The sequence below is a fragment of the Actinomyces sp. 432 genome, from assembly GCF_009930875.1.
Taxonomy (GTDB): Bacteria; Actinomycetota; Actinomycetes; order Actinomycetales; family Actinomycetaceae; genus Actinomyces.
Genome location: NZ_CP025249.1, coordinates 2,524,750 through 2,550,469 on the forward strand (window position 1 = coordinate 2,524,750; position 25,720 = coordinate 2,550,469).

Sequence of the window (25,720 nt, forward strand, 5' to 3'; positions counted from 1 at the left end):
CTCACAGCCTCCCCACGTACAGGGCGATCCGCACAGCCGCCGCGACGACGGCGACGACGGCAAGCACCACGCTGAACCGGTGGAACATGACAGCGCGCTTCTTGTAGAGGTACCACGGGTTCGCCTGCCGCTGGGCGTCCTTGACCACGAAGAGCGTTGCGAGTCCCAGGCCGACCAGCGCGGCGAGCGCCCACGCAACTGCGGCGACGGCGATCTGCTCGAACAGGATAGCGAGCACGAGTCCCAGCGTAGACGCGGCCAGGGATCCGGCGAGTAGCCCCACCGGCGCACTGGTCGTGGCGTACCCGGCCGTAGTCTCCGCCGCCCGGCCTGCAAACGCGCTAGCCGAGCCCTCGCCCCCGCCCTCAAGCGGGGCTTGCGCATCGAATACACCGTGCGGCTGCGGGTCCTGATCGGCCCCCGGAGCCGAGGAGGGCGTCTTGGCCTGACTGTCCCACGCCCCCAGCGCGGGTGAGTCCGATCTTGGCGACGTCATCGTAGACGACTTCCTTCCAGGTCCAGGGCGGCCGCATTGCGCACCCGCAGGGCGTCATGTCCGGGCACGGGCCACGTGGCCGACTGCCCGGGGCCCAAGCGTAGTACTTCCATCACTCTCATACTCGATTGCCAGTAGTCAATTCCGGGCGCCCCACTGCCCCAGCACCCTAAGCACCCTGCGAGCCCTCAGAACACTGTGTACTCGGTCCGGGAGACGGTGAAGCCGGAGCCGGTGACCTGATTCCAGCAGGTCATACCGCTCTCCCGCGAAGTACAGGCGAACGTGTCATTCGCTGCTGACGAGCCGTAGTCGAGCGTGATCAGCACGCCATCGGCGCTACCGATGAAGTCATTCCCGCAGCTGAGCGAGGCCCAGCCGTCGGCAACACCGATGGAGAATAGGGACTGGCTGCAATCCTCCTGGCCGGCCTCGGCGTAATACCGCTCCGCCACCGAGCAGCCGACGATGTCATCATGCAGCTCGCAGGAGATGTTCTGCGAGGGGCTCTGAATCCAGAAGGCCTCGACCGCGTCGTCCGGCGCCGGGCTGACAAGGTCCCCGGCCGACGGATCCTGTGTGTCGGCGGCGTTACCCGAGTGGCTGGTGTCGCTGAGCGTGGTAAGCACCCCGTAGGCGCACTGGTAGAGCATGAACAGCGCGACCAGGACCAGCACAACCACCAGGATCGCTCGCGGGCCCCCGCTGCGCTTCGGTTGCGCCATGGGCTGGGGCGGGACTCCGGGCTGGGACGGCACTCCAGACCGGGGCGGTACTCCGGGCCGGGGTGGCACCGGTCCCGCAGCCGGGGTCATGGCGCCGCCGGGCGGCTGCTGCGCGCCCTGGTGCTGCTCCCACGCGCGCCGTACCTCGGACGAACCGAGCGACAGGATCCACTGGCGCAGGCCCTCCGGGCATGCCGGATTGACCACGATTCGCGCATGCAGCTCCGGGTAGTTGTCGGCGAGCTCCTCGAGCCTGTCCGGGCTGGTTTTAGGGGAGGAGGCGTCATTGGCCGCGTCACCGGGAATCATGTCCATCGTGTCCTCCTGGCTCAGGTCCGCGCGGCGGCGGCGTGCGCTCCACGTTGCGCACGCCGCCGTTACTGTGGGCGACACTACATCATGCCGCGCGAGCGCGGGCCCGTGTAGCGAGTTGGCCCCGGCGAGCGGAGTGCTCGCCGGGGCCAACTCACAAGCGGCAACGGTGCGGCGGCTGCCCGCCGCCCGTCAGCTTCGGGGTGTCAGAACTGGAAGTCCTCCGAGGAGGCGTTGAAACCCGTGCGGAAGTCATCGGAGAAGTCCGCACGGAAGTCACCGCTGAAGGAGAAGTCGTCGTCGAGTGCCACGGACTCCCCCATGCTGAAGGTGTCGCCCCCGGCGTAGCCGGCCCGGGAGAAGACCTCCGCCTTGACCTCCTCGGTCGGCTCCACCTCGATGTCCGAGTAGCGGGCCAGGCCGGTGCCGGCGGGATCAGCTTGCCCAGGATGACATTCTCCTTCAGGCCCAGCAGCGGGTCCGACTTGCCGCTCATGGCGGCCTCGGTGAGCACGCGCGTGGTCTCCTGGAAGGAGGCGGCGCTCAGCCACGAGTCGGTCGCGAGGGAGGCCTTGGTGATACCCATCAGCTCGGTGCGCGCGGACGCGGTCTTGCCGCCCTCCGCCATGACCCGGCGGTTCTCCTCGCGGTAGCGGGAGACGTCAACCAGGTCTCCCTGGAGGAGGTTGGTGTCACCGGTGTCCAGCACGGTCACGCGCCGCAGCATCTGACGGACGATGACCTCGATGTGCTTGGAGTGGATGTCCACGCCCTGGGAGCGGTAGACCTCCTGCACCTCGTCCACCAGGTGGCGCTGGGTGGCACCCACGCTGCGCAGTCGCAGGATCTTCTTGGGGTCGATCGGCCCCTCGGTGAGGGCATCGCCCGGCTCCACGTGGTCCCCGTCGGTGACCAGCAGGCGCTGGCGCCGGGAGACCGGTACTACCAGGTCCTCCTCGCCGTCGGCCCGGGTGATGACCAGGCGCTTGCCGTCGGCGTCGTCCTCGATCTTGAGGGTGCCGGCGGCCTCCGCCACCGCGGCCTCACCCTTCGGGGTGCGGGCCTCGAAGAGCTCCTGGACGCGGGGCAGACCCTGGGTGATGTCGGCCGCGCCGGCCGCACCACCGGTGTGGAAGGTACGCATCGTCAGCTGCGTGCCGGGCTCACCAATGGACTGGGCGGCGATGATGCCGACGGCCTCGCCGATGTCCACGCGCTTGCCGGTGGCCAGGGAGCGGCCGTAGCAGGCGGCGCAGGTGCCGACGGCGGAGTCGCAGGTCAGCACGGAGCGGCACACGACCTCCTCGATGCCGGCGTCGATCGCCGCGCGGATATCGGCGTCGCTGAGGTCGGTTCCGGCCGCGACCACCACGTTACCGTCGGCGTCCACGGCGTCACGGGCGAGCGTCGTACCGAACACGGTGGTCTCCAGGATGTCGGAGACCTCCTTGACGCGCTCGCCGCCGACCTCCCGCCAGGTGAACAGGCGCTTGGTCAGGCCCTTGCGGGTGCCGCAGTCGTCCTCGCGGACGATCACGTCCTGCGAGACGTCCACCAGGCGGCGGGTCAGGTAGCCGGAGTCGGCAGTGCGCAGCGCCGTGTCGGCCAGGCCCTTGCGGGCGCCGTGGGTGGCGATGAAGTACTCCAGGACGGACAGCCCTTCCCGGTAGTTGGACTCGATCGGCCGCTCGATCAGGCGCTGCTTGGGGTCGGCCACCAGGCCGCGCATACCGGCGAGCTGGCGGATCTGGTCCCAGTTACCACGACCACCGGACGCCACCATCTGGTAGACGGTGTTGCGCTCGGGGAAGTTGGCGCGCATGGCCTCGGCAACCTCGTCAGTGGCCTTGGTCCAGATGTCGATCAGCGACTTGTAGCGGTCGTCCTCGGTGAGCGCACCGAGGCCGAACTGCTCCTCGATCTCCGCGGCCTGGGCCTCGTAGCGGGCCAGGATCTCCGGCTTGGAGGGCGGGGAGACCACGTCGGCGAAGGCCACGGTGATGCCGGACCAGGTGGACCAGTGGAAGCCGTTGGCCTTCAGCTCGTCCAGGCAGGCGGCCACCTCAACCCGCGGGTAGGACTCCGCCAGCGTGTTGATGATGTTGCCCAGCTTCTTCTTGTCAACCGTGTAGTTGACGTAGGGGAAGGTCTCCGGCAGCGCCGTGTTGAACAGGGCGCGACCGAAGGACGTGCGCAGGGTGATCGGGTCGCCCTCGCTCCAGTTCTCGGGGGCCTGCCAGTCCTCGGGCGCGGTAATGCCCTCCTCGAAGCGGATGTCGCAGGCGGCGTTGACGTCGAGCTTGCCGAAGTCGTAGGCCATGACCGCCTCCGCGTAGGAGGAGAAGGCCGGAACGATCGGCTCGCCGTCGGCATCCGTCTCCACTGCCACGGCCGGGTCCGGCTCCTGGGTGAGGTAGTAGGTGCCGATGATCATGTCCTGAGAGGGCATGGTCACCGGGCGGCCGTCGGAGGGCTTGAGGATGTTGTTGCTCGACAGCATCAGGATGCGGGCCTCGGCCTGCGCCTCGGCGCCCAGCGGCAGGTGCACGGCCATCTGGTCGCCGTCGAAGTCGGCGTTGAAGGCGCCGCACACCAGCGGGTGCAGCTGGATGGCCTTGCCCTCGATCAGCTGGGGCTCGAAGGCCTGGATACCCAGGCGGTGCAGCGTGGGGGCGCGGTTGAGCAGCACCGGGTGCTCGCGGATGACCTCGGCCAGCACGTCCCAGACCTTCGGGTTGGCACGCTCGACCATCCGCTTGGCGGCCTTGACGTTCTGCGCCTCCTTGAGCTCCACCAGCCGCTTCATGACGAAGGGCTTGAACAGCTCCAGGGCCATCTGGCTGGGCAGGCCGCACTGGTGCAGCTTCAGCTGCGGGCCGACGACGATCACGGAGCGGCCCGAGTAGTCCACGCGCTTGCCCAGCAGGTTCTGACGGAAACGACCCTGCTTGCCCTTGAGCATGTCGGACAGGGACTTCAGCGGGCGGTTGCCCACGCCGGTGACGGGGCGGCCGCGACGGCCGTTGTCGAACAGGGCGTCGACGGCGTCCTGCAGCATGCGCTTCTCGTTGTTGACGATGATCGTCGGGGCGCCCAGGTCCATCAGCCGCTTGAGGCGATTGTTGCGGTTGATGACGCGACGGTACAGGTCATTGAGGTCGGAGGTGGCGAAGCGGCCACCGTCCAGCTGCACCATGGGGCGCAGGTCCGGCGGGATCACCGGGATGTTGTCCAGCACCATCGCCTCGGGGGCGGTACCGGTCATGCGGAAGGCGTTAATCACCTTCAGCCGCTTGATGGCGCGGGTCTTGCGCTGACCGGTGCCGTTGTCGACGATCTCGGTCAGGGCGGCGGCCTCGGCCTCCAGGTCGAAGGTGCGCAGGCGGTCCTGGATGGCCTCCGCGCCCATGGCGCCCTTGAAGTAGATGCCGTAGTCGGCGGCCATGTCCCGGTAGAGGACCTCGTCACCCTCCAGGTCACCGACCTTGAGGGACACGAAGCGGTCCCAGACCTTGTCCATGTGCTCCAGGGTGCGGGTGTTCTTACGGCGCAGTGAGGCCATCTCCCGCTCGGCGGTCTTGCGGGCCTTGTCCCGCTGCGCCTGCTCGGCGCCCTCGGCCTCGAGCTGGGCGAGGTCCTCCTCCAGGCGGCGCTGGCGGGCCTCGATGTCGGCCTGTCCGGCCTCCTCGACGTGCTTCTTCTTGACCTCGAACTCGTTGCGCAGCGAGGGCAGGTCGTCGTGGCGGCCCTCCTCATCCACCTCGGTCACCATGTGGGCGGCGAAGTAGATGACCTTCTCCAGGTCCTTGGGGGCCAGGTTGAGCAGGTAGCCCAGGCGCGAGGGCACTCCCTTAAAGTACCAGATGTGGGTGACGGGTGCGGCGAGCTTGATGTGCGCCATGCGCTCACGGCGCACCTTGGAGCGGGTGACCTCCACCCCGCAGCGCTCGCACACAATGCCCTTGTAGCGCACACGCTTGTACTTGCCGCAGGCGCACTCCCAGTCGCGGGTGGGGCCGAAGATCTTCTCGCAGAACAGTCCGTCCTTCTCCGGCTTGAGCGTGCGGTAGTTGATGGTCTCGGGCTTCTTTACCTCGCCATGCGACCAGGACTTGATGTCCTCGGCGGTGGCAAGGCCGAGCTGGATCCTGTCGAACACGTTGGCGTCGAGCACAGTTCCTACTTCCGAATCAGAGTGGTCAGCTCAAAAGTCTTGGGGTCCCCGCACCGCGGTTCCACGGCGGCACAGGGCCCGATGGCCTGCGGGAGCGGCCGACGGCGCCCCTCCCGCAGGCGTTGAGGGTCAGATCTCATCCACCGTGACGGCGTTGCCGCCCGGGCGGCGCCCCAGGTCGAAGCCGAGCTCCTCGGAGGCGCGGCGGCCGTCGTCGTCGGTGTCATCCAGACCAATGGCATTGCCCTCGGCGTCCAGCGCCTCGACGTTCAGGCACAGCGACTGCATCTCCTTCATGAGCACCTTGAAGGACTCGGGGATGCCGGGCTCGGGGATGTCCTCGCCCTTGACGATGGCCTCGTAGACCTTCACGCGGCCCGCCACGTCGTCGGACTTGACGGTCAGCAGCTCCTGGAGGGCGTGGGCGGCGCCGTAGGCCTCCATGGCCCACACCTCCATCTCGCCGAAGCGCTGGCCACCGAACTGCGCCTTACCGCCCAGCGGCTGCTGGGTGATCATCGAGTACGGGCCGGTGGAGCGGGCGTGGATCTTGTCGTCCACCAGGTGGTGGAGCTTGAGGATGTACATGTAGCCCACCGAGATCGGGTACGGGAAGGGCTCACCCGAACGGCCGTCGAACAGCCGTGCCTTGCCGTCCGGCTGCACCAGCTGCACGCCGTCCCCACTGGGCAGGGTGGAGTCCAGCAGACCCATCAGCTCGTCGTCACGCACGCCGTCGAACACGGGAGTGGCCACGGGCGTGCGCGGCTCGGCGGCCACGCCGTTCTCGGGCAGGCGCTGCGCCCACTCCTCGCCGGCCTCGCGGGCCGCGGAGGCGTCCCAGCCGCGGGAGGCGACCCAGCCCAGGTGCAGCTCAAGCACCTGGCCGACGTTCATACGGCTGGGCACGCCCAGCGGGTTGAGGATGACGTCCACCGGGGTGCCGTCCGCCAGGAAGGGCATGTCCTCCACCGGCAGGATCTTGGAGATGACGCCCTTGTTGCCGTGGCGGCCGGAGAGCTTGTCACCTACGGTGATCTTGCGGCGCTGCGCGATGTACACGCGCACCATCCGGTTCACGCCGGCCGGCAGCTCGGCGTCCTCGGAGGAGGCGTCGAACTCGCGCACACCGGTGACAATGCCGTACTCGCCGTGGGGCACGCGCAGGGAGGTGTCACGCACCTCGCGGGCCTTCTCCCCGAAGATCGCGCGCAGCAGCCGCTCCTCGCTGGTCAGCTCCGTCTCACCCTTGGGCGTGACCTTGCCTACCAGGATGTCACCGCTGCGCACCTCGGCGCCGATGCGGACAATGCCGCGCTCGTCCAGGTTGGCCAGCGCCTCCTCGGAGACGTTGGGGATATCGCGGGTGATTTCCTCGGCACCCAGCTTGGTGTCGCGGGCGTCGACCTCGTGCTCCTCGATGTGGATCGAGGTCAGAATGTCCTCGGCAACCACGCGCTGGGAGACGATGATGGCGTCCTCGTAGTTCAGGCCCTCCCAGGTCATGAACGCGACCAGGAGGTTCTGTCCCAGGGCCAGGTCGCCGTCGGCGGTTGCCGGGCCGTCCGCCAGCACCGAGCCGACCTCAACCCGCTCGCCCTCGGAGGCGACCACGCGCTGGTTGTAGCAGTTGCCCTGGTTGGAGCGGCGGAACTTGGCGACCTTGTAGACGGTCTCGGTGCCGTCGTCGTTGGCCACGCGCACAAAATCGGCGCACACCTCGGTGACCACACCCGCCTTGGCCGCAACTACCACGTCGCCGGCGTCCACTGCGGTGCGGCGCTCCATGCCGGTTCCCACGAGCGGGGCGTCGGGGCGGATCAGCGGCACGGCCTGGCGCTGCATGTTGGCGCCCATCAGCGCGCGGTTGGCGTCGTCGTGCTCGAGGAAGGGGATCAGTGAGGTACCCACGGAGACCATCTGCCGCGGGGACACGTCCATCAGGTCCACCTGCGAGGCCGGCACCAGGGCGGGCTCTCCACCGGTGACGCGGCACAGCACGTGGTCCTCGGCGAAGTGCCCGTCCGCGGTGAGCTCCACGTTCGCCTGGGCGATGACGTGGCGGTCCTCGTCGTCGGCGGTCAGGTAGTGGGTCTCATCGGTGACCTGGCCGTCGCGCACCACCCGGTAGGGGGTCTCGATGAAGCCGAAGGGGTTGATGCGCCCGAAGGTCGCCAGCGAACCGATCAGGCCGATGTTCGGGCCCTCGGGGGACTCGATGGGGCACATGCGCCCGTAGTGGGAGGTGTGCACGTCGCGGACCTCCATGGAGGCGCGCTCACGCGACAGACCACCGGGACCCAGCGCGGACAGGCGCCGCTTGTGGGTCAGGCCGGCCAGCGGGTTGTTCTGGTCCATGAACTGGGACAGCTGGCTGGTGCCGAAGAACTCCTTGATCGCGGCCGTGACGGGCCGGATGTTGATCAGGGTGTTCGGGGTGATGGCCTCCACGTCCTGAGTGGTCATGCGCTCGCGCACCTGCCGCTCCATGCGGCTCATGCCGGTGCGCACCTGGGCCTGGATCAGCTCCCCGACGGCGCGGATGCGGCGGTTGCCGAGGTGGTCGATGTCATCGAACTCGACTGCGACGTCGACGATCTCACCGTCGCGCACGCCCTCGATGGTCTCGGCGCCGGCGTGCAGGGCGAGCAGGTACTTGATGGCGGCAACGATGTCCTCGATGCGCAGCACGGACTCGTTCAGGTCCGCAGTCAGGCCCAGCTTCTTGTTGATCTTGTAGCGGCCGACCTTGGCCAGGTCGTAGCGCTTGGCGTTGAAGTAGAAGTTCTCCAGCAGGGTGCGGCCGGCCTCCACGCTGGGCGGCTCGCCGGGGCGGATCTTCTTGTAGATGTCCAGCAGCGCCTCATCCTGGGTGGTGACCTTGCGGTCCTCGTCCAGGGCGGTGGTCAGCGCCGGGAAGTCCTTGAACTCCTCGCGGATCTCGGCCTCGTCCAGGCCCAGGGCCAGCAGGAACACGGAGATGTCCTGCTTGCGCTTGCGGTCGATGCGCACCGCAACCCGGTCGTTCTTGTCCACCTCGAACTCCAGCCAGGCGCCGCGCGAGGGGATGAACTTGACGTTGTACACGTACTTGTCCGAGGCCTTCTCGGTGGTGCGCTCGAAGTACACGCCCGGGGAGCGGACCAGCTGGGAGACGACTACGCGCTCGGAGCCGTTGACGATGAAGGTGCCCTTGTCCGTCATGAGCGGGAAGTCGCCCATGAAGACCGTCTGGGACTTGATCTCACCGGTGGTGAAGTTCTCGAAGTCCGCCACCACGTACAGCGGTGCGGAGTAGGTCAGGTCCTTCTCCTGGCACTCCTCGGCGGTGTACTTCGGTTCTTCGAAGCGGTGGTCGTGGAAGGACAGGGCCATGGTCTGGCCGAAGTCCTCGATCGGAGAGATCTCAGCGAAGATCTCTTCCAGCCCGGAGGTCTCCGGCAGCGAGCCCGGCTGGGCGGCATTGGCGGCGTCCACCCGGGAGCGCCACTTCTCGTTGCCCACGAGCCAGTCGAAGCTCTCGGTCTGCAGGCCGAGAAGGTTCGGAGCCTGCATCGGCTCGGCGATCTTGGCGAAATTGATTCGACGCGACGCGGTGCGCGCGGCGATTTCAGCGGCAGTTGGTGCAGAGGTGCGCGAGGCAGCCAAAGGGGATCCTTCCCTCATCTCGGGGACCACTCTGCGTACACTGCGGTGCGGGTCCGGGCGACCGCCACCCTTTTCCCTTCCGGTTATTCCCTTCCGGTTGGTCCAGCCATCCGGCTGACCGTTGGGCAGCGCCACTGGGGCCAGTACACACAAGGTACGCGAAGAGCTAGCCTACACGCTCACGCCGCACCGATCCACGCCGAGGCGGTGTTCCTCCTTGCGATTCCCGCCACAATCCCCCATACTGCCCCGCGCTCTGGCGGTACCCGCTCTCCCCGCACCGGCTCCGCCCCGCGGCAAGCAGGCGTTTGGACCGCCCCAACCAGGCGGGTCCGTCACGTATGTACGACGTCGCCCCGACCACGCATAGCGGTCGGGGCGACGTCGGTGCTTATGCGATCCCCGACGGCGTCGGCTCGGTGCCGGCCCCGCCGGGGCCGGGATCACTTGAGGGTGACGGTGGCGCCGGCGCCCTCGAGCTGGGCCTTGGCCTTCTCGGCAGCGTCCTTGGCGGCGCCCTCGAGGATGGCCTTGGGGGCGGCCTCAACGAGGTCCTTGGCCTCCTTCAGGCCGAGGGAGGTCAGGGCGCGCACCTCCTTGATGACCTGGATCTTCTTGTCGCCGGCGGACTCGAGGATGACGTCGAACTCGGTCTTCTCCTCCTCGGCGGCCGGGGCGGCGGCACCGGGGCGGCAGCGACGACGGCGGCGGCCGGGGCGGCGGCGGTCACGTCGAAGGTCTCCTCAAAGGCCTTGACGAACTCGGACAGCTCGATGAGGGAGAGCTCCTTGAAGGCCTCGATGAGCTCGTCGGTGGTCAGCTTCGCCATGATGGGGCGTTCCTTCCTGGAAAAGGGGTCCTGCACCGCTTTTGCGCGCAGGGAAGTGGTGTTGGTGTTGGTGGCGCACGCGGCTCAGGCCGCGGTCTCCTGCTTCTCGCGCAGGGCGTCGACGGTGCGGACCGCCTTGGAGGCGGGCGCGGCGAACAGGTATGCCGCCTTGGACAGGGACGCCTTCATAGCACCCGCTGCCTTGGCCAGCAGAACCTCGCGGGACTCCAGCGAGGCGAGCTTGTCAACCTCATCGGCGCTCAGGGCGTTGCCCTCCATGACGCCGCCCTTGACGATGAGGTTCTTGTTGTCCTTGGCGAAGTCACGCAGCGCCTTGGCCGCCTCCACCGGCTCGCCGGTGACGAACGTAAGTGCCGTGGGGCCCTTCAAGTCGTCCACGATCGCGTCGAGTCCGACGCGCCGCGCCGCAATGGCAGCAAGCGTGTTCTTCGCCACGGTGTACTCGGCGTTGCCGGCGAGCGAGCGGCGCAATTCCTTGAGGTCGGCGACGCTCAGCCCACGGTACTCGGTGAGCAGAACGGCGTTGGCCTCACGGAATTTGTCCGCCAGCTGTGCAACAGCCGCGTCCTTCTCAGGCCTTGCCATGGGCCCTCCTTCCGTGGTCTGCCACAGGCTCCGGCACTGAAAAAGCCCCGCGCCGGTGGGCACGGGGCTCGCTTGTGCACTCAGAGTACTCGGCGTACTCCGAGAGCCGCTGGCGGCTCGTTCTCACCTGCGCCGGCTCCGCCACATGCGGACTTGGCCCCGCCTGCGCGGGGAACCTGCGGTCTTTGGCAGGCGCCACCATACACGCGCCCACACCCAGGCGCGCAAGCCCATCGGGGCCCTGCGGCGGTGCTTTCGGTCACGGCCGGGCGCCCCGGCCGCGCCGGTCCTCATCCCGCGACCACGGGCACATCGGTCAGCCGCCAGGGGTAGGCGACGGCGCCTTCCTCCGCGGAGCCGCCCGGATGGTCCACCACAACGTTGTCCTCCGCGGTGTCCGGCCACACCACGCACACCGTCATCCGCTCCCCCTCACCGAGCTCCTCGGTCAAGTCCAGCTCGGTCAGGGCGCGGTGGGCCGTGGTACCCGCGAGCAGGTAGTCCACGGGGTAGATGCGATCAGAACCGGATAGCAGCGTCAGCCCGCCCGCGGAGAATACGCTGGCCAAGCCGCCCAGCTCCCCGCGCGCGTTGGCCAACGCGTCACCGGGGTCGTTGACCCAGCCGAGGTTCATAGCCGTCCCGGAACCGCCCTTGCCGCCCTCCAGCTTCAGCTCCCCAAACAGCAGTCCGTCCCGTCGGGTCACCTGCTCCAGGAAGACGACGACCTGACCGGAATCGGGCTCGGCGGCATCAACAGTCACTCCGCCGGGCCCACGACCCTGGGGGCCGGCCGGGTCCGGGAGCGTGGTGTCGCCGTCGGAGCGGGACAGGGAGCCGTCGGTGCCGCCGGCGGGGGTGATGACGATCTCCACCCTCCGGTTGGCCTGCCGGTGCGCATCGGAATCGTTGGTGACCTTCGGCTCGCTCTCCCCCTTTCCGGAGACGGACACGTCCCAGCCGCCCAGGTCGGTCAGTTCGCCCAGGCGGCTGGAGACGGCTTGGGCGCGCTGCTCGGACAGGGACTGGTTGTGGGCGTCGTCGCCGACGTCGTCGGTGTGCCCGATGATCTCCAGGTCGCCGCCGTCATACTCGGATATGGTCTGTGCGACGCCGGAGAGGACGGCATCGGCAGCGGCGGACAGCTCGGCGGAGTCGGAGTCGAAGGTTATGTCACTGGAGACCTCGACGGTGGTCTCCTCATCGGTGGTAAGGCCGCTGGAGGAACCGTCAAGCGCCTCGGCGTAGCGCTCCAGCGGCACCGGGGCGCGCAACGGGGCGTGCGGGTTGGCGGCGGCAACAATTGCGTCAACGTCGAGCCTGGGCGCGCCGTCGGCGTCGGCATCCACCACCGCCACCTGTGCGAAGCCGAAGCCCGAGAGGAAGACCGTGACCGTGTCGACGTCGACCGGCCCGAAGGTCGCGCGCAGGTCCAGGCCCTGGCCGGGCTGAAGCGGCTTGAACAATCCCTGCAGGCTGGTGGTGGACCACAGGCGCGACCCGGCGGTGTCAATCAGCCTCAGGGGCTTGTACTCAGCAACCGAGGACAGCAGCGAGCCGATCAGCCGCTCGCCGATGCTCACCGCCTGCGTGTTGCTGCCCGCCGATTCCGCGCGAATCGGCAGGATCGCCAGCTCCTCGCCCGCATGCTCGGTGCGCACCACGGGGCCGACGGAAAGCAGGATCTCCTGGCCCGCAAGGGTTCCCCTGACCTCAACGGGCCCGTTCACGGCGGCTGAGGCCGTCGCGGATGCTCCGCCGCCGGCAGTGGGGGTCGCCTGCACCACCGGCGCCTGCCGGTTCTTGCCGCAAGCCGCGACGGCGCCGACGCCGGCGAGTGCCGGCAGCGCCAGCACCATGCGGCGGGGCAGCCGAGTGTCGGCGCCGGGGCGGGGCCTATCGCGCATGAGCTCCCCTTTCTCATCACCGCTGCTGCGTTCACCCAGGTACACCCGGGCTCTCCCAGGTTCACCTGGATGTCGGCCGTCGCCGCGTGCCGCCTCCCGAGCACGGCGGCGACACCCGGATAACGAATTGGGTCGACCATACCGCGCCCAGGGCGCCCGAGCCACCCACGCCCTCACCCGTCGACGACGGGGATGTCGGTGAGGCGCACGGCCAGATGCTGACCGAATGCGTCATCCTCACCGATCATGTCCATGATGACAGTGTCCTCACCCGTGTCCGGCCACACAACCGGAAGACTGCGAACGTCATCCGCCTTCATGGTCCCCGATATGTAGCCGGCCAGGACAACGCTGTCTTCATCGGAGTTCATGAAGTCGACGACCAGATGCCGGGAGTCCCCCTTCAAAAGGGTACAGCCCGAGGTCGCATACGACGACCACATCCTAATGAAAAGCAAATCATGAGGGATCTCCATCAAGAACGGCGGGACACTCACCTCCTGCTTCGAGGCGATCGTGACCGTGCCGATCAGGTACCCCTCATGCCTGGTGACACTCGCAAGGGAGATACGGGCGGGCACGCCATCGATCTCGATGTCCACGCCGTCCGGCCCTCGCCCAGCCGGCCCCTTGGGATCTGGCATATCACCCGAACCTCCAGTCGAGGTAGCGCCTGCCGCAGCGCCCTCGTCAGGGTCGGCGGGTGTAAGCACGATCTCCACCCGCCGGTTCAGCTGCCGGTTCTCATCCGAATCGTTAGCCACCCGCGGCTCCGACTCCCCCTTACCCGACACGGACGTCTCCCAAGCAGACAAGTCGGTCAGCTCCCCCAGGCGATCCGACACGGCCTTGGCCCGCTGCTCCGACAAGTCCTGGTTATGCGCATCGGTGCTCACATCATCCGTATGCCCCGTAACCGCCAGCTCACCGCCTGAGGGGTGAAGCTCCAGCTGCTCCACCACCGACGCCAGGACCGCATCAGCGGCATCACTCAGATCCGCCGAGTCCGTCGCGAACAACACGTCCCCCGACACATTCACCGTCGTCGAGGCATCATCTTTCTCTGTATCCGATGAACGATCCGCAGCCACCACCAATGAATTCAACTCAAACGGGCCGGAATGAATACTCTCATCGATTTGAGCATCAGCAATCGCCGCCGTCACATCAAACCCCGCAGCACCGGCAGCCACCACCGGCACATTCAGTGCCATGCCCATTGTCGGCAGCAACAGCTCGACCGACTCCACACCATCCGGCAAGGCGCCGAACACCGGGAACAACTCCGCCGAGGCGCCCGGTTCGATATACCCGGCCACTACGCGGGCTCGTCCCACCTCGCGATACACAACATTATCCCTGAGGGAGGTCAACTTGACGGACGCCAATGTGCCTATATTCAACCCGTCACCAAACATAGAATTCCCGAGCGAAAAGCGCTCGCCGGAATCAACGGAAATGGTCATCATCACCACGGTGTAGCCGCCCTGCACCACCGCAGGACCCACACGCGTAGTCAGCGCCTCGCCCTGCCACACCGACTTCAGCACCACCGGATCGGAAGACACGGGCGCCGGCGAGGTACTACTCGCCATGGTCGACTCGCCGGACGACGTCGCCACAGCATCCTCACCCTCACCACCGGCTCCGCTCGAGCAGGACGCCAGCACCACGCCCACCGCCATAGCCGCCGAACCGGTCAGCACCTCACGACGACGCAACATAACCGCCACCACTCCTAAACAACACCTGTAGAGGCTCTTGAACCCGACAACCGTAACAAAACAAATAATTGGGCGCCATGGGCACCACTGCCACACTCCCCGGGTGTACCCGGGGAGTATCCGGGTGTACCCGGGGAGACGTTGAGTTCTGCCCATCGCGGTCGTCGCGTACCGGCAATAGCGTCTTCGCGCCAGCCCAATTGATTCCAGATGAGTTCAGAAAGGCGCATCATGAAGTCCACACTTCACAACCCCAGCGGTCTTCCCCGCCGCTCCCTGCTCTCCCTCCTGTCGCTGTGCGCGGCAGGCACCGGCCTGGCCGCCTGCTCCGGCGGGCCCCTTTGGCAGGCGACCGATTCCACCGACGACTCGAGCAGTTCTGTGGCGTCTCCCGCGGTGAGCGCACCCCCGGTGCCGACCGCGGACGCGAGCGGCGCGGTCGCACTGGAATCAGCTCTCGACGGGGTGGCTGCCACTTTCCGTGTAGGGCCTGCCACGGTGCAGGACGGTTACACCATCGTCCGGGTGGAGGTGTCCACTGACTCCGATGAGGAACTGACTCTCTCCTCGACCTTCAGTGCACCCTCGTCGCCCTACTCGATGCGCGGAATGCGATTGCTCTCGTTGCGGCAGTCCCTCGTATTCCCCGAGCTCGGAGATCGCTCCGACGAGATGTTCGACGAGATCTCGCGCTTGTCCTCGGTAGAGGTGTTCCCGGTGTTCGAGGCGGTAGATGACGGCGTCGAGACGGTTGAGCTGTTCCTTCCGAGCGTCGGCGTGGCGGTGGGAGTCCCGGTAGTCGACCCCGAGGACGCCGGCTTTAAGGTCGGTGAGATGCTCAGCGTGGCGGAGATCGACCGCGAGGCCGACCCCGGCCCCTTCCGCCTCAGTTCGCTGGTGGTCGCCACCGACGGCTCCTATGACACCGATGCGGATGAGGACTCCACGACGGTGACGGTCTCTGGAGACGTGACCTTCGGATCGGACTCGACGGAGCTGTCCGCACAGGCTGATGACGTCCTGGCCAAGGTGGTCGAGCAGCTGACGCTTTACCCGTCCGGCGGGGAGCTGTCGGTTACGGGACACACGGACGACGTCGACGAGGAGGACTACAACCAGGACCTGTCTGAGCGGCGCGCCCGGGCGGTCGCCGACCGACTGGGCGAACTGACGGACCTGACTCACTGGGACACCACTGTCAGGGGCAAGGGCGAGGCCGAGCCGCGGGCGGAGGGGACTTCGGATGAGGCGCGTGCCGTGAACCGCCGGGTTGAGGTGGAGCTGACGCCGAAGAACCCTGCGGAGGCGACAGCACTGTCCGCCACGGCTACTGCCCCGTCCGCGCCGGCGGACACCTCATCGACTTCATCGGGGCAGGTGCCCAGGTCCGTCGGCCCGGTGGGCACTGGCGCCGACGGCGTGGACGTGCGCATCAATGATCAAACGGTCCACCTGTCGATGGAGTCCGTGACGCGCGTCGGCGACTATGTGACGGGCTCACTCCTGCTGAGCACGCAGGAGGACGTCAACATCACGGTGAGCCTGTTCGCCCTGCCCGACGAGCTGCAGATTCTGCACTGGCCGGCCTCATTCAGCGCGGTCCACAATCCAACGCTGCTGGAGGGCGGCGCGCGCTACCTGGCGGCCAACTACCTGGACGCCGAAGGCGAGTACGTCCCCGTCACCAATCGGAGTGTGCGTGAGATCGTGCGCGGCGAGGCCATGCGCCTGCCGATCATCTGGCCGTACCCGGGTGGCGAGACCATCACACTGGACCTGCCCGGCAAGAACCTCGCCGCGCGCCTGACCGACATTCCGGTGGCCCAGGCCTGAGCGGGAACGCGTCTCACTGCTTGACGAGTCCGTGGATCACCAAGTCATCCCCCTCGGCCACCAGGATGCGGGGCGCGCCGGCACTGTCACCCGCCGCCTTGTCCGACGCCGGGACCACTCCCAGCAGGGTGCCCGCAACCTGCCAGAGCTGCTCACCGCCGTCGAGGTCGTAGGCGATCACGTTGTCACCGGTGGCGTCCGCGCGCTTTGAGGGCTGCCCCATGGTGAACAGCACCCCGTCGTCTCCGCCGATCAGCCCCTCCGGGGTGATCACGCAGGCCTCCCCCGCGGTTCGCTCGGGCACGGCATAGGCCACGGAGCCCGGGCCGGACGCCGTGCACGCGAACACGTCTACCTCGATCGCCGTCGCATCCCCGCTCCCACGTACCTGCACACCGCCGCCCGCGGCGACGCTGCGCAGTAGCGCCAGGAGCTGCTCCGGCGTCACGTCGGACGAAACCAGCCAGTCCGTGCGCGTGTCGGCCCCCGCAACGGTGCCGACCGCGGTGCCCTCGGCGTCGTACACGGTGACCTCGTCACCGTCCACGACGTAGAAGGCCTGGGGACCCACATCGACGCCGACGCCGCCGGGAAGGTAGGAGCCGAAGTCGGGACTGTCCTCCGAGGCCGCCGACAGCAGGACCTCGCCGGTGTCGGCGGAAAGCACGAGCACCCGCTTCGAGCCGGTCTCGTAGGTGACCACGAAGCCCCCACTGACACGCGCCTCCCTGAAGCCGCCGTCGACGCGCCACTGCTGCTCACCGTTCGAGTGCAGGGCGAGCAGCGAGCCCGAGGAGCCGCCGTCACGGACGATCGCGACGCTGCCCGTGGTTCCCAGCAGCGCGCGATCGTCGAGTGATACCGCGTCACCGGTGTCGACGCCGTCCAGGCCGATCAGGTGCGTCTCCTCATCGCGCACGCACAGGAGGGTGGCGGCCGTCCAGAAGCCCGCCGTATCGCATTCCCCGGCCCAGACCGGGGCCTGGTTGGCGGCGTCCAGGTCGTACAGCGACCAGTAGTTGGAACTCGTCCGAGCCGCGACGGCACCGTGATCGGGTGCGATGCGGTACTCGCTGACACCCGTCATCCGCTGCAGCTCCACGGCATCCGCGCGGGCGGGCAGCGCGGTGACGGCGGTGGCGGCCGGGGCGGCCGCGCGGTGACGCCAGGCGTACAGACCGCCTCCGGCTACAGCGATCGCCACGACGGCCGCAATGGCCCCCAGCAGCAGTCTGCGGCCCCGGCGTGCGCCCCGGTTCCCCCGGCGTCGGCTCGCAGGTGCGCCGGGAACATCCACCTGCGCCCAGCCGGCCGGGGTCGGCGACTGGGCCTCCGGCGCCAGCTGCGGAGAACTGGCGAAGCGCGTGCGGATATCCGCCTCCGGCGCCGACGCCGCCCCGCCACTACCGGCCACAACCGTAGGCTCCGCCGTCAGCGGCGCCGTGGGGGCGGTGCCGGCAGCGGGAGTGACCGCACCGTCCGTCGGGGGCAGGGGGACGCCAGGCGGCGCCTCGCCGTCGGCCCACACGTAGGGCGTGGGCGCGGACGCCGACGGCGGTGGCACGGACAGGCGCTTTGCGGCCGGTGCTCCCGCCACTGCCGCCCCGGCCTCCTCCAGCTGCGCGGCCACCTGTCTTGCGGTGGGACGCGCAGCGGGCTGCTTGGCGAGCATGCGCTCCAGCACCGCCCACAGGGCGTCGGGGATGCCGTCGGGGCGTCCGGGGGCGCGGCGGGCGTGCTGGGCCAGCACCTGGGCCGGGGCACCGACGAAGGGAGTCACGCCGCAGGCCGCCTCGTACAGCAGCACGCCCAGGGAGTAGACGTCAGCGGCGGGCGTGGGCGCGGCGGGATCAAGGATCTCCGGCGCCATGTACAGCGGAGTACCGATGGCACCGGTGGCATGGGAGGAGGCGACCGTGTCGCAGATGCGGGCGACGCCGAAGTCGGCCAGCCGGGGTGTCCACTTCTCCGCGGACTCCCCCGCGCCGGCGTCGATGAGCACATTGGCGGGCTTGATGTCGCGGTGGACGATGCCGGCGTCGTGTACGGCGGTCAGGCCGTGAGCGAGCATCGCCCCGACGCGGGCGACCTCGGCGGGCGGCAGCACACCCCGTTCATTAAGCAGGCGCCGCAGGTTGCCGCCGCCCACGTAGTCCATGACGATGGCGAAGCGGCTGCCCTCCACGACCATGTCCTGCACGCCGACCACATAGGGGGAGGACACGCGCATCAGGGTGGCGCGCTCCCGGATGAAGCGCTCGATAACGCCCGCATCCTCCAGCAGATCGGCGCGCAGCAGTTTGACCGCCAGGGGGGTGTCGGGCGCGTCGGTGCGGTGGGAGAGCCAGACCTCTCCCTGTGCGCCGGCCCCAATGCGCGTATCCAACACATAGGCGCTGCCGAGGCGTTGGGCGGCATCGTCGGTCGGGGGCATGGGCGTCTCCTCGAGAGTGGGTGAGGTGGGGCTGGGCGGATTCCTCGGTCCTGCCGCCTGCGGGACATCCTAGACGGAAAGTCTCGTTCGGATGACGGTCAGTCCGGAGCCATATCTACCGAACTCGGCACGTAACAACTACCGAACTCGGCGGGGGTGGTGCAGCCGCGTACCGGAGACGCGAAGGCGGCGGGCCGGCACCGCTTGGGGAGCCGGCCCGCCGCCTCGGTCTAGCAGTGAGCGCGGGCGCGCTCAGGGCCTCTCAGGCCGCTGAGGGCCGGTCAGAGCTTGGCCACATCCAAGGGGATGCCGGGGCCCATGGTCGTCGCCACGGTCGCCTTGAGGATGTACCGCCCCTTGGAGGTCGACGGCTTGAGCCGCTGCACCTCCTCCAGCGCAGCCTGGAAGTTCTCGGCCAGCTGCTCCTCGGAGAAGGAGGACTTGCCGATGACAAAGTTGAGGTTGCCGGCGCGGTCGACGCGGAACTCGATACGTCCCCCCTTGATGTCGGTCACGGCCTTGGCCACGTCCATGGTGACAGTGCCGGTCTTGGGGTTGGGCATGAGGCCGCGGGGGCCGAGCACGCGGCCCAGGCGCCCCACCTTGCCCATCAGGTCGGGGGTGGCGACGGCGGCGTCGAAGTCGGTGTAGCCACCTGCGACCTTGGCGATGAGCTCGTCGCCGCCAACCTCGTCGGCGCCGGCGGCGATGGCCTGCTCGGCCCGCTCACCCTGGGCGAATACGACCACCCGGGCCGTCTTGCCGGTACCGTGCGGCAGGGACACGGTGCCGCGCACCATCTGGTCGGCCTTGCGGGGGTCAACGCCCAGGCGGAGTACGACGTCCACGGTGGAGTCGAACTTCGTCACGGACGTCTCCTTGGCCAGCTTCACTGCTTCCGCGGGCGTGTAGAGGATCCCGGACTGGATCTTCTCCGCCGCGGCGCGGTAGGCCTTGCTGCGCTTGGTCATCTGCTTCTCCTTAGCAGTCGTGGTGAACGGGCCGCGCAGGCCCTTCCACGCATATTGGTTCTGGGTGACGGGCCGGGGTCTCAGGCCTCGACGGTGATGCCCATGGAGCGGGCGGTGCCGGCAATGATCTTGGCGGCGGAGTCGACGTCATTGGCGTTCAGGTCACGCATCTTGGTCTCTGCGATCTCACGCACCTGCGCCTGGCTGAGCGAGCCGACCTTGTCCGAGTGGGGGGAGGCGGAGCCCTTGGAGACGCCTGCGGCCTTCTTGATGAGCTCTGCGGCCGGCGGAGTCTTCGTCACGAAGGTGAAGGAGCGGTCCTCGTAAACCGTGATCTCCACCGGGACGACGTTGCCGCGCTGGGACTCGGTCGCAGCGTTGTAGGCCTTGCAGAACTCCATGATGTTGACGCCGTGCTGACCGAGCGCGGGGCCGATCGGCGGAGCGGGGTTGGCCTGGCCGGCCTGGATCTGGAGCTTGATCAGCCCGGCGACCTTCTTCTTAGGAGCCATGGGTAATTCGGTCTTTCTTGTCCGGAGTGCTGCACACCTGCCGTGCAGCGCGTGGTTGTGTTGGTACGCGGGTGCGTACCGGGCACGCGAGCGCCAATCTTAGACCCGCGTGCGCGTCCGTGAGAGGCCCGGTGGGCGGTCTCACAGGCGGGCCGTTCCCCGCCTTCGTCCTCTGGGGCCGTCGGCGGGGGCAGCGGTCAGATCTTGGCCACCTGATTGAAGGCGAGCTCGGCGGGGGTGTCGCGGCCGAACAGGGAGATGAGCACCTGCAGCTTCTGGGTGTCGGGGTGAATCTCCGCAATCGTGGCGGGCAGCGACTCGAAGGGGCCGTCGGTGACGATCACGGACTCGCCCACGGAGAAGGCGACCTCGTAGACCTGGCCATCGGCCACGACCTGGGTGCCCGTACCCTCCTCGGGCGCGGTGGCCGCGGCAGCACGCTTGGCGGCGACCTCCTCCGGGGTGGGGCCAAGCTGTGAGACGGCCTCCTCAAGCGTCAGCGGCACCGGGTCGTAGCGGTCACCCACGAAGCCGGTCACGGCGGGGGTGTCCTTGATGGTGCGCCACACCTGCTCGGAGGTCTCCGGGTCATCCAGGTCCATCCGCACGAATACGTAACCGGGGATGCGGACCCGCGACACCTCTTTCTTCTTGTTGCCGTTCTTCAGCTCGATGACCGTCTCCATCGGGGCGACGGCGTCAAAGACGTAGTCCTCCAGCTCGAAGTTCTCGGCGCGCGCCATGATGTCCGCGGCGACGCGGCGCTCGTAGCCGGAGTAGGTGTGCAGCACGTACCACTCGCCGGGCAGCGAGGACATCTGCTTGCGGAACTCCTCGACCGGGTCGACCTCGGCCGGGGCGTTGTGCGGATCGGCGTCGGGGGCGACGGCGGCGGGCTCCTCGGGGACGTTCTCCTCGGACACGGTGCTTCTTTCTCCTCGGACTGGATGTGGCTGCGACTGCGGCTGGCGGTGAGACCTGCGCCGAGTATGGCTGGTATGGCAGGAGTACGACGGGCCTGGCGCTCAGGCGAAGACCCACAGGACGAGTCGATCGAAGACTGCGTCCAGGGCCCCGGTGAACAGCATGATCGCCAGGATGAAGACGACCACCACCGCGAAGTAGGTCCACAGCTCACTCCGCGTGGGCCAGACCACCTTGCGGAGCTCGTCAATGACCTGACGGAAGTACAGGGACACGCGGGAGAAGGGCCCGCGCCTCTGCTTCCGTGCGCCCTTGGCGACGGTTGTATCGCTCATGCTCTCGTGATCCTCGGGGTCGACGTTCCGGTCACGCCCTGACGGGCGAGAAGACGGAGCCGACGGGATCTCCCGACAGATCCGCCGTTCTCAGCAGGGCAGGCGGGACTCGAACCCACAACCGCCGGTTTTGGAGACCGGTGCGCTACCAATTGCGCCACTGCCCTTCAGCGGCCACTAATCTTGCCACATCATGCCCAGAATGCCGAACTCCAGCTCCGTGGGCTGCGCCACGTCAGCGGGCTAAGCCGCGCGCCGCACACCACGCACCGTTATGAGAACCTCGCCACCTCGGGCCGCATACCGGGATGACACTGCGGTTCCCCCGAGGCGTACGTGAGACTATCTGCCCGTGAGTACTGCACCTAGGAGTCGCGTTTCCGCCCGTCTGGCCGCCATCTCCCCCTCGGCCACCCTAGCCGTCGACGCCCGGGCGAAGGCCCTGCGCGCCGCCGGCCGCCCCGTCATCGGCTTCGGCGCCGGCGAGCCGGACTTCGCCACCCCGGACTACATCGTTGCCGCCGCCGTAGCCGCGGCCCAGGATCCGGTCAACCACAAGTACTCCCCAGCCAGGGGGCTGCCCGAGCTGCGTGAGGCGATCTCCGCCAAGACGCTGCGGGACTCCGGCTACCTGGTCTCCCCCGAGGACATCCTGGTTACCAACGGAGGCAAGCAGGCCGTGTTCCAGGCCTTCGCCGCACTGCTGGACCCGGGCGACGAGGTGCTGCTGCCCACCCCCATTTGGACCACCTACCCCGAGGTCATCAGCCTGGCCGGCGGCACCACCGTGGAGGTGTTCGCCGGCGCGGACCAGGACTACAAGGTCACGCTCGATCAGCTGGAGGCAGCCCGCACCGAGCGCACCAAGGTGCTCCTGCTGTGCTCGCCGTCCAACCCCACCGGCGCCGTCTACACCGCCGCCGAGCTCACCCATATCGGCCAGTGGGCACTGGAGCACGGTATCTGGGTAGTCACCGACGAGATCTACGAGCACCTGCTCTATGACGACGCCCAGCCGGCCCACATCGTGGCGCTCGTGCCTGAGCTGGCCGAGCAGACGGTAGTGCTCAACGGCGTGGCCAAGACCTACGCGATGACCGGCTGGCGCGTGGGCTGGATGATGGGGCCCGCCGATGTCATCCGCGCCGCGACCAACTTCCAGTCGCACCTGTCCAGCAACGTGGCCAACGTCTCCCAGCGGGCGGCCCTTGCCGCCGTGGCCGGGGACCTGTCCGCAGTGGAGCACATGCGCGCCGCCTTTGACCGCCGCCGCCGGCTGGTTGTGTCGATGCTCTCCGAGATCGGCGGCGTGCAGGTCCCCACGCCCAAGGGCGCCTTCTACGCCTACCCGAGCGTGGAGCAGCTCATCGGGCGCTCGCTGCGCGGGCACGTAATCGACTCCTCCGCCACGCTGGCGGAGCTGCTGCTGGAGTACGCCGAGGTGGCCGTGGTGCCCGGGGAGGCCTTCGGCCCCTCCGGTTTCCTGCGCATGTCCTACGCCATGAGCGACGATGCCATCACCGAGGGCGTCACCCGCATGCAGCAGCTGCTGGCCGAGGTCGACTGAGTGCGACACAAACGGCTACTGGCCGCGGCGATCGGCGCGCTGGCGCTCATCGTCGCGGCCGTGGTCTACGTGTTCTGGTGGCCGCTGCCCCAGGGCACCCCGGAGCTCGCGCCCGAGGTTGAGGCGTTGCGCGAGCAGGCCGCGAGCTACGTAGAGAACCAACCTGGCAGAGGCGATGACTGGTCTTTAGTTCTTGGAACCGCGAACGCCGAGGCCGTCTGGGTTCACTTCAGCCGAGACGGTGAAGCAGTTCCAGATACACGGATAGACGTTGGTTCATCCGCCGAAGTACTCGGTTGCACCATTACCGTCTTGGAGTCACACCCCAAGCGGCCATCGGGTCGGGGATCCGGGACCGCATCCAGCTCGACACTCATCGCGGTCCAGTGCCCCGACAGCGCCACTCCCACCGCCACCACTCCCGCTGCCCCTGTGGCCACCTCCACCGCACCCACCGCTCAGGCCGAGCCTTCCGGGACGGCTGCCTCAGCCGAGTCGGCCTCGGGCTTCGACGGCACCACTGCGCCCTGACTAACCGACTCCTGCCTCAGGCATGCAGACGGCGCAGCAAAGAGTAGAACGCAGTAGGACAACGCAGTAGGACAAGGAGTAGCACTCCGCCTTGCCCTCCAGCCCTATGCCCGGCAGTTCCCCGGAGACACACGGGAGTCCACCGCCTGGGCATCGTCGGTGAAACCGCCGGTGGGCTGGAACCCGCCGGGGCAGAACGCGTTACCGCCCAGGTGCAGTCCGGCGGCGGTGTGAAGTGAGAACTGGTGCCCGCCGTGCTGATGACGGCTCATGCGGAGTACCAGCGGCACAGGGACCTTGCGCGTCCACCACCGCTTCCAGCATGAAAAGTGTCCATTTCTCGCCACTTTGGTCCCCACGGTCCCTGCTGGCGCTGAGCCTGCGGCGTATTTGCGCGGGTCCGGAACCGGCGGCAGCTCAAAGTGGCGAGAAATGGACAGTTCTCTCACCGCTCAGACCGTCGCATCCTCCGGGACGGAGGTGAACTCGTCGCCGGGGCGCCGCAGGTCCGGGTCCTGGAGCAGGTAGGCCCTGGTCTCACGGGCGATCAGGCCGGACAGCAGCACCAGGCCGATCAGGTTCGGGATGGCCATGAGACCGTTGGCGATATCCGCGAAGGTCCACACGTCGTCCAGGCTGGTGACGGTGCCCAGGAAGATCAGGACGGTGAAGAACAGGCGGAAGGGCAGCACCCCGTGGACGCCCACCAGGCGCACGGTGCAGCGCTCGCCGTAGTAGGCCCAGCCCAGGATCGTGGAGCAGCCCAGGAAGACCAGCGAGACCGAGACGATGTAGTGCCCCAGTCCCCGGGCAGCCCGGTAGTGAAGGCGTTCGCGGTCATGGTGGCCGGGTTGTCACCCGTCCAGGCGCCGGTGGACAGCACCACCAGGCCGGTGCAGGTGACCACCACGAAGGTGTCGATGAAGGTCTGGGTCATGGACACCAGGCCCTGGCGGACCGGGTGGTTGGTCTTGGCCGCGGCGGCGGCGATGGCAGCCGAGCCCATGCCGGACTCGTTGGAGAAGATGCCGCGGGCCATTCCGAACTTGATGGCCATGAGCATGGTGGAGCCGGCGAAGCCTCCCACGGCTCCGTGCCCGGTGAAGGCGTCTGCGAACACCATCCCCAGCGCCGCCGGAATCGCCGTGATGTTGACTGCGAGGATGTAGAAGCAACCGCCCACGTAGAACACGATCATCATTGGCACGAAGGCAGCGGTGACCCGTCCGATGGACTCAATGCCGCCCAGCAGCACGCCACCGATCGCGATGGCCATGAGAATGCCGACGAGCGCCGGATCCGCCCCGAAGGAGTGCTCCAGCTGTGCCGCCACCGAGTTGGACTGCGTCATGGAGCCGATGCCGAAGCAGGCGAGCAGCGTGGAGATGGCGAAGAACACCGACAGCGCGGTGCCCGCACGCCCTTTGATCGCGTGCTGCAGGTAGTACTGGGGGCCGCCGGACTTCTGGCCGTTGGCGTCGGTGGTGCGGAAGCGCACGGCAAGGAAGGCCTCGGAGTACTTCGAGGCCATGCCGAAGAATGCGGTTACCCACATCCAGAACAGCGCACCGGGACCGCCCAGGTGGATCGCAGTGGCCACGCCGATGATGTTGCCCACTCCCACAGTGGCGGCCAGTGCCGTGGTCAGCGCCTGGTAGTGGGAGATGTCCCCCTCGGCGGTGTCGGCCTCGCCACCGCTGCGGTCCAGCAGGGCGAAGCGCAGCGCCGGGAAGAGCTTGCGCAGCTGGACGGCGCGCAGCCGCACGGTCAGCCAGATGCCGGTGCCCAGCAGCAGCGGAATGAGCAGCCATGGCCCCCACAGGAAGTCGTCGGCTGCGGACAGCACCTCACTGAAGCTCGCCGGGTACGGCCCCGCAGCCGCCACCAAGTGCCCGGCCGCTATGCCGGGTGCGGCGGCTGGCTCGGCCACCGGCACGGCGCCGGGTGCCGGGGCAGGTACGGTCAAGAGCGCGGGTAGGGGCGTGGGGAACACGGTTACTGCCTTTCCGCCGGCGGGCACCGGCGCGGCCGTAGGTTACACGCTTGCGCGCGCCCACAAGCGCGTAACCGTCAACAACGTGGCTGCGCGGCGCCCGGGCCCCGCGCAAGGCTCCGTACAGTCCCCGCGCAGTCCCCGCGCGAAGCTCCGCCCGATGCTCCGCGGACCTGCGCCCAATAGTGGCGCGCGCAGC

General features: G+C 68.2%; 15 protein-coding genes, 1 tRNA gene and 3 pseudogenes. 3 read left to right on the plus strand and 16 right to left on the minus strand.

The features are described from left to right. Position 1: 1 nt before the first annotated feature. The 8 genes and pseudogenes from CWT12_RS10595 to CWT12_RS14075 form a co-directional block, all read right to left on the minus strand. Positions 2 to 496 carry a hypothetical protein gene (locus tag CWT12_RS10595; protein ID WP_161924773.1) on the minus strand — a complete coding sequence of 165 codons (495 nt, stop codon included), beginning with the start codon at positions 494 to 496 and terminating at the stop codon, positions 2 to 4. A gap of 188 nt (positions 497 to 684) precedes the next feature. Continuing rightward, positions 685 to 1,536: a variant leucine-rich repeat-containing protein gene (locus tag CWT12_RS10600; protein ID WP_161924774.1), complete on the minus strand. Its 852-nt coding sequence runs from the start codon at positions 1,534 to 1,536 to the stop codon at positions 685 to 687. Between the two features lie 203 nt (positions 1,537 to 1,739). Further along, a pseudogene (locus CWT12_RS10605) lies at positions 1,740 to 5,707 on the minus strand (DNA-directed RNA polymerase subunit beta'). Between the two features lie 129 nt (positions 5,708 to 5,836). Continuing rightward, entirely contained in the window at positions 5,837 to 9,355 is a 3,519-nt protein-coding gene (rpoB, locus tag CWT12_RS10610) for a DNA-directed RNA polymerase subunit beta (protein ID WP_161924775.1), read from the minus strand. Between the two features lie 443 nt (positions 9,356 to 9,798). Further along, positions 9,799 to 10,184, minus strand: a pseudogene (rplL, locus tag CWT12_RS10615) (50S ribosomal protein L7/L12). Between the two features lie 84 nt (positions 10,185 to 10,268). Next, entirely contained in the window at positions 10,269 to 10,790 is a 522-nt protein-coding gene (rplJ, locus tag CWT12_RS10620) for a 50S ribosomal protein L10 (RefSeq protein WP_161924776.1), read from the minus strand. A gap of 290 nt (positions 10,791 to 11,080) precedes the next feature. After that, positions 11,081 to 12,697, minus strand: coding sequence for an OmpA family protein (locus tag CWT12_RS10625; RefSeq protein ID WP_161924777.1), 1,617 nt, complete (start codon positions 12,695 to 12,697; stop codon positions 11,081 to 11,083). A 173-nt stretch (positions 12,698 to 12,870) separates the two neighbouring features. Beyond that, positions 12,871 to 14,421, minus strand: a complete 1,551-nt coding sequence (locus CWT12_RS14075) for an OmpA family protein (protein WP_237564152.1) — start codon at positions 14,419 to 14,421, stop codon at positions 12,871 to 12,873. Between the two features lie 231 nt (positions 14,422 to 14,652). Here CWT12_RS14075 and CWT12_RS10635 point away from each other — a divergent pair, with 231 nt between their 5' ends. Next, entirely contained in the window at positions 14,653 to 16,254 is a 1,602-nt protein-coding gene (locus CWT12_RS10635; RefSeq protein WP_202616198.1) for an OmpA family protein, read from the plus strand. 13 nt (positions 16,255 to 16,267) lie between these two features. Here CWT12_RS10635 and CWT12_RS10640 read toward each other — a convergent pair whose 3' ends face one another. From CWT12_RS10640 to CWT12_RS10665, 6 genes are all read right to left on the minus strand, one after another. Further along, the gene (locus tag CWT12_RS10640) at positions 16,268 to 18,688 is read right to left on the minus strand and encodes a serine/threonine-protein kinase (protein ID WP_161924778.1); all 2,421 of its coding nucleotides are present in this window, start codon (positions 18,686 to 18,688) and stop codon (positions 16,268 to 16,270) included. Between the two features lie 281 nt (positions 18,689 to 18,969). Next, on the minus strand, positions 18,970 to 19,659 hold the full coding sequence (rplA, locus tag CWT12_RS10645; protein WP_161924779.1) for a 50S ribosomal protein L1: 690 nt from the start codon (positions 19,657 to 19,659) through the stop codon (positions 18,970 to 18,972). Positions 19,660 to 19,739: 80 nt separating this feature from the next. Next, positions 19,740 to 20,171, minus strand: coding sequence for a 50S ribosomal protein L11 (rplK, locus tag CWT12_RS10650; protein WP_161924780.1), 432 nt, complete (start codon positions 20,169 to 20,171; stop codon positions 19,740 to 19,742). A gap of 197 nt (positions 20,172 to 20,368) precedes the next feature. Next, the gene (nusG, locus tag CWT12_RS10655; RefSeq protein ID WP_161924781.1) at positions 20,369 to 21,094 is read right to left on the minus strand and encodes a transcription termination/antitermination protein NusG; all 726 of its coding nucleotides are present in this window, start codon (positions 21,092 to 21,094) and stop codon (positions 20,369 to 20,371) included. A gap of 102 nt (positions 21,095 to 21,196) precedes the next feature. Further along, positions 21,197 to 21,430, minus strand: a complete 234-nt coding sequence (gene secE, locus CWT12_RS10660; protein ID WP_161924782.1) for a preprotein translocase subunit SecE — start codon at positions 21,428 to 21,430, stop codon at positions 21,197 to 21,199. Positions 21,431 to 21,524: 94 nt separating this feature from the next. Next, positions 21,525 to 21,597 (minus strand) — tRNA-Trp (locus CWT12_RS10665). A gap of 185 nt (positions 21,598 to 21,782) precedes the next feature. On the opposite strand from CWT12_RS10665, the gene CWT12_RS10670 reads away from it, so the two are divergent. After that, complete coding sequence (locus tag CWT12_RS10670; RefSeq protein ID WP_161924783.1) at positions 21,783 to 22,997, plus strand: pyridoxal phosphate-dependent aminotransferase; 1,215 nt, start codon at positions 21,783 to 21,785, stop codon at positions 22,995 to 22,997. After that, complete coding sequence (locus tag CWT12_RS10675; RefSeq protein ID WP_161924784.1) at positions 22,998 to 23,528, plus strand: hypothetical protein; 531 nt, start codon at positions 22,998 to 23,000, stop codon at positions 23,526 to 23,528. Between the two features lie 104 nt (positions 23,529 to 23,632). On the opposite strand, the gene CWT12_RS10680 is transcribed toward CWT12_RS10675, so the two are convergent. Next, a complete protein-coding gene (locus CWT12_RS10680; protein WP_202616199.1) occupies positions 23,633 to 23,800 on the minus strand; it encodes a hypothetical protein in 168 nt (55 codons plus the stop codon). A gap of 180 nt (positions 23,801 to 23,980) precedes the next feature. Then, positions 23,981 to 25,548, minus strand: a pseudogene (locus CWT12_RS10685) (alanine/glycine:cation symporter family protein). Positions 25,549 to 25,720: the final 172 nt, after the last annotated feature.

Excerpts from the sequence above, each read along its gene's own strand:
- CWT12_RS10595 (WP_161924773.1), bottom strand. The coding sequence starts at position 496 with ATGACGTCGCCAAGATCGGACTCACCCGCGCTGGGGGCGTGGGACAGT.
- CWT12_RS10600 (WP_161924774.1), bottom strand. The coding sequence starts at position 1,536 with ATGGACATGATTCCCGGTGACGCGGCCAATGACGCCTCCTCCCCTAAA.
- rplJ (WP_161924776.1), bottom strand. The coding sequence starts at position 10,790 with ATGGCAAGGCCTGAGAAGGACGCGGCTGTTGCACAGCTGGCGGACAAA.
- CWT12_RS10625 (WP_161924777.1), bottom strand. The coding sequence starts at position 12,697 with ATGCGCGATAGGCCCCGCCCCGGCGCCGACACTCGGCTGCCCCGCCGC.
- CWT12_RS14075 (WP_237564152.1), bottom strand. The coding sequence starts at position 14,421 with ATGTTGCGTCGTCGTGAGGTGCTGACCGGTTCGGCGGCTATGGCGGTG.
- CWT12_RS10635 (WP_202616198.1), top strand. The coding sequence starts at position 14,653 with ATGAAGTCCACACTTCACAACCCCAGCGGTCTTCCCCGCCGCTCCCTG.
- CWT12_RS10640 (WP_161924778.1), bottom strand. The coding sequence starts at position 18,688 with ATGCCCCCGACCGACGATGCCGCCCAACGCCTCGGCAGCGCCTATGTG.
- rplA (WP_161924779.1), bottom strand. The coding sequence starts at position 19,659 with ATGACCAAGCGCAGCAAGGCCTACCGCGCCGCGGCGGAGAAGATCCAG.
- rplK (WP_161924780.1), bottom strand. The coding sequence starts at position 20,171 with ATGGCTCCTAAGAAGAAGGTCGCCGGGCTGATCAAGCTCCAGATCCAG.
- secE (WP_161924782.1), bottom strand. The coding sequence starts at position 21,430 with ATGAGCGATACAACCGTCGCCAAGGGCGCACGGAAGCAGAGGCGCGGG.
- CWT12_RS10680 (WP_202616199.1), bottom strand. The coding sequence starts at position 23,800 with ATGAGCCGTCATCAGCACGGCGGGCACCAGTTCTCACTTCACACCGCC.